We start from the raw sequence: 9,183 nt of genomic DNA on the forward strand, positions 1-9,183 counted from the left end.
AATGTAACCATAGAAGATGTAGGTAAAAGCGGTATGTATCTATTAAGCGACCTTGCAAGTGGTGTAACTGGTGAGGTGCATTATGTAGATGCTGGGTATAATATTATGGGTATGGGTGATGTAGCAACCGATGCCTTTGGAAATACAGTCTTAGCATGGGATGCAAAGTAGGCTAAATTTATCATTTTAGTTTAACTAATATAATTACTTTAAAATACTATTTCATCATTGCAAATGCAATGATGAAAATCTCCAAATTTAAATCAAAAATCCAATTTAAAAACTTCAAAAATATATTAAAATACTTAAAAAATTTATATCTAAATTCAAATTTATAGAATATTTACTTAATTTTTATGCAAAATTTATGTAAAATAGTATATTATTCCACAGTAAAAAGATAAAGTTTATCCTAATTATTTTAGGAAGAGGAAGGATAGTTTTGAAAGTTTATTTAGACAACAATGCAACAACGATGATTGATCCTGAGGCTTTAGAGTTGATGCTTCCATTCCTTGGTGAGAAATTTGGAAATCCAAATTCACTTCACAGCTACGGAAGCCAAACACATCCAGCACTTCGCAAAGCATTAGATCAACTCTACACTGGCATAAATGCAGCTGATAATGATGATATAGTAATAACTGGATGTGCCACAGAGAGCAATAACTGGGTATTAAAAGGTATATATTTTGATAAAATATTAAAAGGCGATAAAAAGCGTATAGTCACAACTACTGTAGAACATCCAGCAATTGGTGCTACCTGTGCATTTTTAGAATCTCTTGGTGTAGAAATTACCAAAGTAGATGTAAATAATCAAGGGGTTATCACTGCAGATGATTTACGCAATGTAATGAGCGATGATGTGGCGCTTGTAAGCATAATGTGGGCAAACAACGAAACTGGTATGATCTTTCCAATCAAAGAGCTAGCTAGCGTAGCGCATGAATTTGGCGCCCTTTTCCATACTGATGCAGTTCAAGCAGTTGGTAAAATTCCTGTAGATGTACAAGATACAAATGTGGATTTTTTAAGTTTTTCAGGACATAAATTCCACGCACCAAAAGGAGTAGGCGCACTATATATCAAAAATTCAATGCCGCTTACTAGCCTTCTTCACGGTGGCGAACATATGGGCGGCCGTAGAAGTGGAACGCTAAATGTCGCTGGTATCGTAGCAATGGGTCAAGCGCTAGAAAATGCAAATAAATTCCTAGCCTTTGAACAAAGTCATGTAGGAAGACTAAGAAATAAGCTCGAAGATGCGCTTTTATCCCTGCCAGATGTTACAGTTGTAGGCAATAGAGCCAACCGTGTACCAAATACTATTTTAGCAAGTATTAAAGGCGTAGAGGGTGAGGCTATGCTATGGGATCTAAATCAAGCTGGTATAGCAGCAAGTACTGGCTCAGCCTGTGCGAGTGAGGATTTAGAGAGTAATCCTATAATGGAGGCCATTGGAGCTGATAGCGAATTAGCACATACTGCACTTAGATTATCACTATCGCGCTTTAATACTGAAGAAGAGATAGATTATACAATAGAAAAAATCAAACACGCCGTCCAAAGACTAAGAAGCATATCAAGCAGCTATGCATACGCTCCAGAATGGCATAAATCAGGACTATAAGGAAAGAATATGGCAAAAGGTAATTTAATAAGTGGAAACATATGGGAAGAGTACTCTCAAAAAGTTCAAAATGCGATGAATGCGCCAAAAAATATGGGCGAAATCACAGAAGAAGACGCTAAAGCTCTAGGCTGTAAGCTAATAATTGCAGATCATGGCGCTGAGAGCTGTGGTGATGCTGTTAGACTATACTGGGCAGTTGATGAGGCTACTGATATTATTAAAGATTCTAAATTTAAAAGCTTTGGCTGTGGTACAGCAATTGCAAGTAGCGACTATATGGCTGAACTATGTAAAGGCAAAACAGTAGACCAAGCAGTCAAAATCACAAATATAGATGTAGAAAAGGCTATGCGTGATGATCCAGATATTCCAGCAGTTCCACCACAAAAAATGCATTGCTCAGTAATGGCATATGATGTTATAAAAGCAGCGGCTGCAAGCTACAAAGGTGTCGATCCAGATCATTTTGAAGATGAGATTATAGTGTGTGAGTGTGCTAGAGTTAGTCTTGGTACAGTAAAAGAGGTAATAAGACTAAATGACCTTACAACAGTAGAAGAGATCACTCAATATACAAAAGCTGGAGCATTTTGTAAATCATGTATCAAACCTGGCGGTCATGAAAAAAGAGAGTATTACCTAGTAGATATTTTAGCTGAGGTAAGATCTGAGATGGAAGCTGAGAGAATGAAAGCTATAGCTGATGCTAAAATTAGCGGAAGTGGCGTAGATAGTGATCTAAGTTTTGAAGAGCTAACAGTAGTAAAACAGCTAAAAGCAGTAGAGGCTATTATCGATGAGCATGTAAGACCGATGCTAGAGATGGATGGTGGAAATATGGAGATATTAGATATCAAATCTGAAGAGAGTAGAATCGATATTTACATCAGATATTTAGGAGCTTGTAGCGGATGTGCAAGTGGATCAACTGGAACATTATATGCGATTGAAAATATATTACAAGAGAGCCTAAGTCCAAATATCAGAGTAATCCCTGTATGATAAATACTAAATTTAAAGCTGGTAAATACTATATTGGCGATTTAGCCAAAATTTTAGATTATGCAAATTTAACGAACCTTAAATATGGCTTTGGGTCTTTGGATGAATTTGCATATGTAAATTTTGAGCTAGAATGCGATGAAATAGCCGATAGCGATGGATTTATATATAGCGTCGATAGTGCAAATTTTGGCATAATCGACGCTAAAATAATTGACGATGAGTTGCTAAGTAGTAGAATTTTAACCCTAAGACATGGATTTATAGCTAATAAATTTAGCAGCCATCCGCTTGCTAGGATTGTCGACTTTAAAGATGAGTTTGAAGTTAGCATTTGTAACAATGAGATAACATTTGGTAATATTATACTAAATTTGTAAAATTTATTGATAAGTTTTGCTTTTTTAAAATCAATTTTCAGCTAAAATTATTATAAAATTTAATATAATAGAGAAATTTATATTTTTTCATAGAGAGTTTTGAAATGGTACCTAGCTGGGACGATAAATATAGCATTGGCAATGCAGATATAGACTTACAACATCAAAAGCTATTTGATCTAGCCAAAAAATCATTTATTTACGCTAATAAAAATGTATCTCGTGAAGAGATTCGCGGTATCGTGGCTGAGTTTTTTGAATATATGAAAGAACACTTCAAAGACGAACAGGAGTATATGGAGCTAATTGGCTATCCGCACCTACACGAACACACTATGATTCATAAAGACATAATCGCTAGTATGGCTGGTCTCATCAAAACCGCTAAAAACGTAAATGATTTAAAAGAAAATCTACTACTAATTGCCGAAAAATGGCTGGTAGAACACATTTTAAAAGAGGACGCTAAAGTAGAAAAATGGCGTCAAGCAAACCTAGAACACGCAGAAAATGAGCTAATCGAAGAACAACCAAAACAATATAAATATACCTGCGGTTGTTCTCATAAAATCCATCTTGTTCCACCTCATATTCATGAGAAAATTGTCGAGGGCAAGAAATTCTCTTGTATGACTTGCAAGGTAGTTATTAAAATCAAACTTTCATAAGGTAGCATAGTTAAATTACTTGTTACCTTATACTAGTATCTGCTAACTTAAATTTTATCAGCATTTTATTATTTTATTGCCTAAATTTCAATCATGCTTTTAATTAAAATAATCTCTTGCAACTAACACTTAACACAAGAGATTATTTTTGCTGCTGTTAATAACTATGCTTTTGTTTTCATAGTATGCTTAGCGCAGTTGCGTCGCATACTACTTACTTTTCTTCAATAACTTACAAAAACATCGCAAATACTACCCCGCAAATTAATAGCGGAATATTAAAAAATACAAATGTCGGTACACAAGTATCATATATATGATTATGCTGACCATCAGCATTTAGTCCAGATGTTGGCCCAAGAGTACTATCACTAGCAGGACTCCCAGCATCTCCTAGTGCCGCAGCAATACCTATAAGCAATATAGTAGCAGCATGGCTAAATTCTAGCGAGATACAAAGCGGAACATAAAACGCCGCAATAATAGGAATCGTCCCAAAGCTCGTTCCAATTCCCATAGTAACAAGCAACCCAATAGCTAGCATAAGAATCGCTCCGCCAAGCTTACCGCCACTAATTGCAGTAGCAAATTCAACCAGCTCACCAATCCCACCAGTCTCTCTAATCACCGAAGCAAACCCAGCTGCAACAAGCATAATAAATGCAATAAATGCCATCATACTTAGGCCATTTTCCATTACTTTGTCAATCTTGTTATATTCAATCCCGCCAAAAACAACCATAAAAATAAGCCCTATCAATCCACCAAGAGGCAAAGAACCGCTCCATAATTGAACACCAAAGGCAATCGCAGCACCAATAAGTAAAACCCACTCTTTCTTGCTCATTTTAATATCAAGATTACTATCGTAAAGCTCTTTAGCTTCCATAGGGCTTTGCTCATAACTGCGTGGCTTACGATAGTAGATAATTGCTAAAAATAGCCCAATAAGCATCGCTACTCCACCAAGCCACATAACAGAGCCAATATCAGATAGATTAGTCTCTAGTCCATTTTGGCTTATCTCCTTGGCTAAGATATTATGAAAAATTAGCCCAAATCCAACCGAAGCGCTTACATATGGCGCCTTAAGACCAAAAGTCAAAGCACACGCTACAGCTCGCCTATCAATTTGCATCTTATTCATAAGTGCTAAAAGTGGCGGAATAAGAATAGGAATAAATGCAATATGCACCGGAATTAAATTTTGTGAAAAGCATGCTACAAATGCAATTGTAAGCACAAACCAAAATGTTTTTTTGCTAATTAATTGGCTTACATAGTGAATTAAAATTGCAGTTAAATTACTCATCGCAATAGCTGCTGCTAATGCACCAAGTAAAATATAACTAAGCGCAGTTTCTAAATTTCCTTGCATACCTTTAATTAAAATGTTAATTGTGGTGATAATATCAATATTTGCACTTACTCCAGCTATCAATGCAGAAATAAGAATAGCTAATAAGATATTAAATCTTAAAAGACACAGCGTACACATTACAATCACGCCAATAACTACAGGGTTTAAAAGAAGCATTGTCTACCTTTTATTTTGATTAAATCTGCAATTATACATATTTTTGGCTTAAATTGCTAAGCGGTATTAGCTTAAATTTTATTAAAATTCAGTTTAAGTTAAAATACAATTAGATAAAATCTAACATTTTGTTATTTTTGAAAAAAGAGAGTCGATGAGCGAGATTATTGGATATAATGTAGATGGAGAGATAGTAGATACTCAAAGCTACACCGGAGGCGGTAGTGAGATTAAATTTGACAACTCTAAAGAGGCGCTAGAGATTATACGCCACTCATGTGCACACTTAATGGCTGCAGCGATTAAAGAGCTTTATCCTGATGTTAAATTTTTCGTTGGACCTGCTATTGAGGATGGATTTTACTACGATATGCGTGTAAGCAAAAGCGATGGCAGCAAACTAGGCGAAGAAGATTTAGCTATAATTGAGAAAAAAATGAAAGAGTTAGCCTTAGCTAAAACTTCAATCGTAAAAATAAACTCAACTAAATCAGAAGTAGCTGCAAAATACGCCGATGATGACCTAAAACAAGAGGTATTAAAACGAATACCAGATGGAGCTGTAAGTCTTTACTCTCAAGGGGGATTTGAAGATATCTGTCGTGGGCCACATATTCCAAATACCATTTTTGCTAGATTTTTTAAACTTACTAGAATAGCTGGGGCATATCTTGGCGGTGATGAAAATCGTGAGATGCTAACTAGAATTTATGGTACAGCTTACGCTGATAAAGAGAGTCTAAACGAGCATATTAGGATTATCGAAGAGGCTAAAAAGCGTGATCACCGCAAGCTTGGCACAGAGATGAAATTCTTTACCTTTGATGAGAGCGTAGGTGTAGGATTGCCAATTTGGCTACCAAATGGATCAAGGCTTAGAAGCCGCTTAGAACATAAACTATATCGTACTCATAGACTTCGTGGATATGAGCCAGTGCGTGGGCCAGAGATTTTAAAAAGCGATGCATGGAAGACAAGTGGCCATTATGCTAATTATAAAGAAAATATGTACTTTACGGTAATCGATGATCAAGAGTATGGCATTAAACCGATGAATTGCGTAGGTCATATTAAAGTTTATCAAAGCGAGATTAGAAGCTATAGAGACCTTCCGCTTAAATTTTTTGAGTATGGTGTAGTGCATAGACACGAAAAGAGCGGAGTACTACATGGGTTATTTAGGGTGCGTGAATTTACGCAAGATGATGCGCATCTTTTTTGTATGCCAAGCCAGATTAAAGAAAATGTTTATGAGATTTTAAGCTTTGTCGATACGCTTATGAATGCATTTGGATTTAGCTATGAGATGGAGATTTCTACTAAACCAGCTAAAGCAGTAGGCGATGATGAGGTTTGGGAGATTGCTACAAAAGCATTAAAAGACGCCCTAGATGAAAAAGGGTTAAAATACGGTATTGATGAAGGTGGCGGTGCATTCTATGGACCAAAAATCGATATTAAAATCACAGATGCCCTTAAGAGAAAATGGCAGTGTGGCACTATTCAAGTAGATTTTAACCTTCCAGCTAGATTTAATCTAGAATATATCGATGAAAACAATGAACGCAAACAGCCAGTTATGCTACATCGTGCAATCTTAGGAAGCTTTGAGAGATTTATTGGGATTTTACTTGAACATACTGCTGGCGAATTGCCATTTTGGATTGCACCAACTCAAGTTGTAATCATACCAATTGGCGAAGCTCATCAAGAGTACGCTAAAGAGATCTATGCAAAACTACTTGATATGAATATAGATAGTGAAATCTTTAGCAAAAATGAGACACTAAATAAAAAGATTAGAAATGCAGAAAAACAAAGAGTACCTATGATAATAGTACTTGGCGATAATGAAGTAGCAAATAGAGGTGTAGCGCTGCGAGACCGCAGAGCTAGAGAACAAAAGGATATAAGCCTAGATGAGTTTTATGGCTTAGTCCAAACCAAATTAAACGAGGTGAATATTTGAGCAAAGATAAAGAAGTTTATCTAAACGATGAAATTCGCGCAAGCGAGGTTAGATGTGTAGGAGATGATGGCACTGCGTATGGTGTTATCAGTAGAGATGAGGCACTAGATATAGCCAACAAAATGGGTCTAGATCTTGTTTTAATAGCTGCTGATGCTAAACCACCAGTATGCAAGATAATGGATTATGGTAAATTTCGTTATCAACAAGAAAAAAAGCAAAAAGAAGCTAAGAAAAAGCAAAAAGTAATCGAAATAAAAGAGATTAAGCTTTCGGCTAAAATTGCACAAAATGATATAAATTACAAGATAAAACACGCTCAAGAGTTTTTATCTGAAGGCAAATATGTTAAATTTAGAGTATTTCTAAAAGGGCGTGAAATGTCCACTCCTGAGCTTGGGGTAAATATGCTTGAAAAGATTTGGGAGATGGTTCAAGAATATGCCGATAGAGATAAAGCTCCAGTTCTTGAGGGTCGTTATGTAAATATGCTTGTAACGCCTAAAAAATAACGCTACAAGCATATTAATTAGGTAGGTGAATTCATAGATATCCACCTACCAAACTGATAAATTATAAAATAAACCCAAAATAACTTCTAATAATTAGATTGATTACTATACTATTTAAATCTAGATAAAATCCTAAAATAATATTTGAAATTGATAATATAAAAAGATTGATATTGTATATAAACCTCGCAATGGCTAAGCATTGCGAGTAAATTTAAGCTATTAAAGATTTAAATTTAATTACTGCAGTATTCTTAATATGTTTTGTTGTACTGAGTTAGCCTGACTCATAGCGTAGCTTCCACTTTGAGCTAGTATGTTAAATTTAGAGAAGTTTGCACTCTCACTAGCAAAGTCTACATCACTTATTTGAGATTCAGCTGATTTTACATTTACTTGAGTAACTGTGATATTATTTATAGTAGCTACTAGTTGGTTTTGTACTGAACCTAGATCAGCTCTTAATTTATCTAGAGTTTTTCTAGCTGCTTCAGCTATATCTATCATAGCTTGAGCGCCACCATAGGTATTTACGCCACCGGCTTGATCTCCTGCTGTAGAAGCCTCACGACCATCAAAAAATCCCATAGCTTTAGCAACAGTACTGCTAATTGTACCCGAATTCATATATTTTAAATTCACCGAAGATTGATTATAAGCATTAGAAGCTATACTTGCTGCAGTAATCATGGCTCCACCATCTGTAAAACCTGACAATGCAGAAATACCTTGAATTCCAACTTTAATATCTCTAGCATCTTGACGGATAAATGTAATTTGACCTAAATAAACTGTACCGGCACTATGAGCCGCACTAGCAAGCGAAGCACCAGTTTCGGCACTAAATACTGTATTTGCTCCGCTAGAAAATGCTGCAATTCTGATTGATCTACCATCTTTGGCTGCAAGAACTAGTTTTCCATTATCTAGACTAGCCTCTACTCCGGTTTCATCTTTTTTAGCGTTAATTGCACCGATTAGAGCATTGTCAGCATCATTTGCTTGGGTTTTAATATTACCTATTAAGACACCGTTTATTCTAAGATCCTTAACCTCTCCAGCAGCAACCACTCCAAGGATTTGAGTATTATTAACTTTTACTTTTATACCAGTTTTATCTGATACGCCATTCATCATATCAGCTATTGCTTTAAAGCCATCTGCATTAAAAGTATTTTTACTAATTGTTTGAAATGTATAACCATTTGGATAGCCATCTACACCGCTAAGCTTGATAACTATATCAGCAACTTGAGAAATATTTGAAGCAGCAATATTGCATATCGTCTCAAACCTAGTATGTCCTATAGTATTTGAGTTAGTAGCACCTATGCTTACTTTTGCAGTTTCATTACTATAAGCACCAATTTGGAAGTTTTTGTTTGAGAAGTTTCCATTTAGTAGTTGTTGGCCATTAAAGCTTGTAGTAGTAGCTATCATATCTAGTTCTTCTAGTAGTCTGCTAATATCATTTTGAAG

Annotated in this window: 9 protein-coding genes; 7 read left to right on the forward strand and 2 right to left on the reverse strand. The window is 35.6% G+C overall.

Translation table 11 applies throughout. From position 1 onward, the window contains the following. From J6V67_RS01375 to J6V67_RS01395, 5 genes are all read left to right on the forward strand, one after another. Positions 1-171: SDR family oxidoreductase (locus J6V67_RS01375; RefSeq protein ID WP_291857544.1), on the forward strand; the 171-nt coding region annotated here is incomplete at its 5' end. Between the two features lie 271 nt (positions 172-442). Then, positions 443-1,633, forward strand: a complete 1,191-nt coding sequence (locus J6V67_RS01380; protein WP_291857526.1) for a NifS family cysteine desulfurase — start codon at positions 443-445, stop codon at positions 1,631-1,633. A 9-nt stretch (positions 1,634-1,642) separates the two neighbouring features. Beyond that, the gene (locus J6V67_RS01385; protein WP_086247493.1) at positions 1,643-2,638 is read left to right on the forward strand and encodes an iron-sulfur cluster assembly scaffold protein; all 996 of its coding nucleotides are present in this window, start codon (positions 1,643-1,645) and stop codon (positions 2,636-2,638) included. Then, on the forward strand, positions 2,635-3,018 hold the full coding sequence (locus J6V67_RS01390) for a hypothetical protein (protein WP_291857531.1): 384 nt from the start codon (positions 2,635-2,637) through the stop codon (positions 3,016-3,018). Before J6V67_RS01385 ends, J6V67_RS01390 begins: the two co-directional genes overlap by 4 nt. A gap of 104 nt (positions 3,019-3,122) precedes the next feature. Further along, complete coding sequence (locus tag J6V67_RS01395) at positions 3,123-3,686, forward strand: hemerythrin family protein (RefSeq protein WP_291857533.1); 564 nt, start codon at positions 3,123-3,125, stop codon at positions 3,684-3,686. 232 nt (positions 3,687-3,918) lie between these two features. On the opposite strand, the gene J6V67_RS01400 is transcribed toward J6V67_RS01395, so the two are convergent. Then, positions 3,919-5,223, reverse strand: a complete 1,305-nt coding sequence (locus J6V67_RS01400) for a Na+/H+ antiporter NhaC family protein (RefSeq protein WP_291857535.1) — start codon at positions 5,221-5,223, stop codon at positions 3,919-3,921. Positions 5,224-5,377: 154 nt separating this feature from the next. Between J6V67_RS01400 and thrS the strand changes: the two genes are divergently transcribed. Both thrS and infC read left to right on the forward strand, forming a co-directional pair. Then, entirely contained in the window at positions 5,378-7,192 is a 1,815-nt protein-coding gene (gene thrS, locus J6V67_RS01405; RefSeq protein WP_291857537.1) for a threonine--tRNA ligase, read from the forward strand. Further along, positions 7,189-7,704: a translation initiation factor IF-3 gene (infC, locus tag J6V67_RS01410; protein WP_086225692.1), complete on the forward strand. Its 516-nt coding sequence runs from the start codon at positions 7,189-7,191 to the stop codon at positions 7,702-7,704. Before thrS ends, infC begins: the two co-directional genes overlap by 4 nt. Before the next feature lie 240 nt (positions 7,705-7,944). Here infC and J6V67_RS01415 read toward each other — a convergent pair. Further along, positions 7,945-9,183 (reverse strand): flagellin (locus tag J6V67_RS01415; protein WP_291857542.1); only part of this gene is annotated, 1,239 nt, incomplete at its 5' end.

It is taken from the genome of Campylobacter sp., assembly GCF_017646085.1.
Lineage (GTDB): Bacteria > Campylobacterota > Campylobacteria > Campylobacterales > Campylobacteraceae > Campylobacter.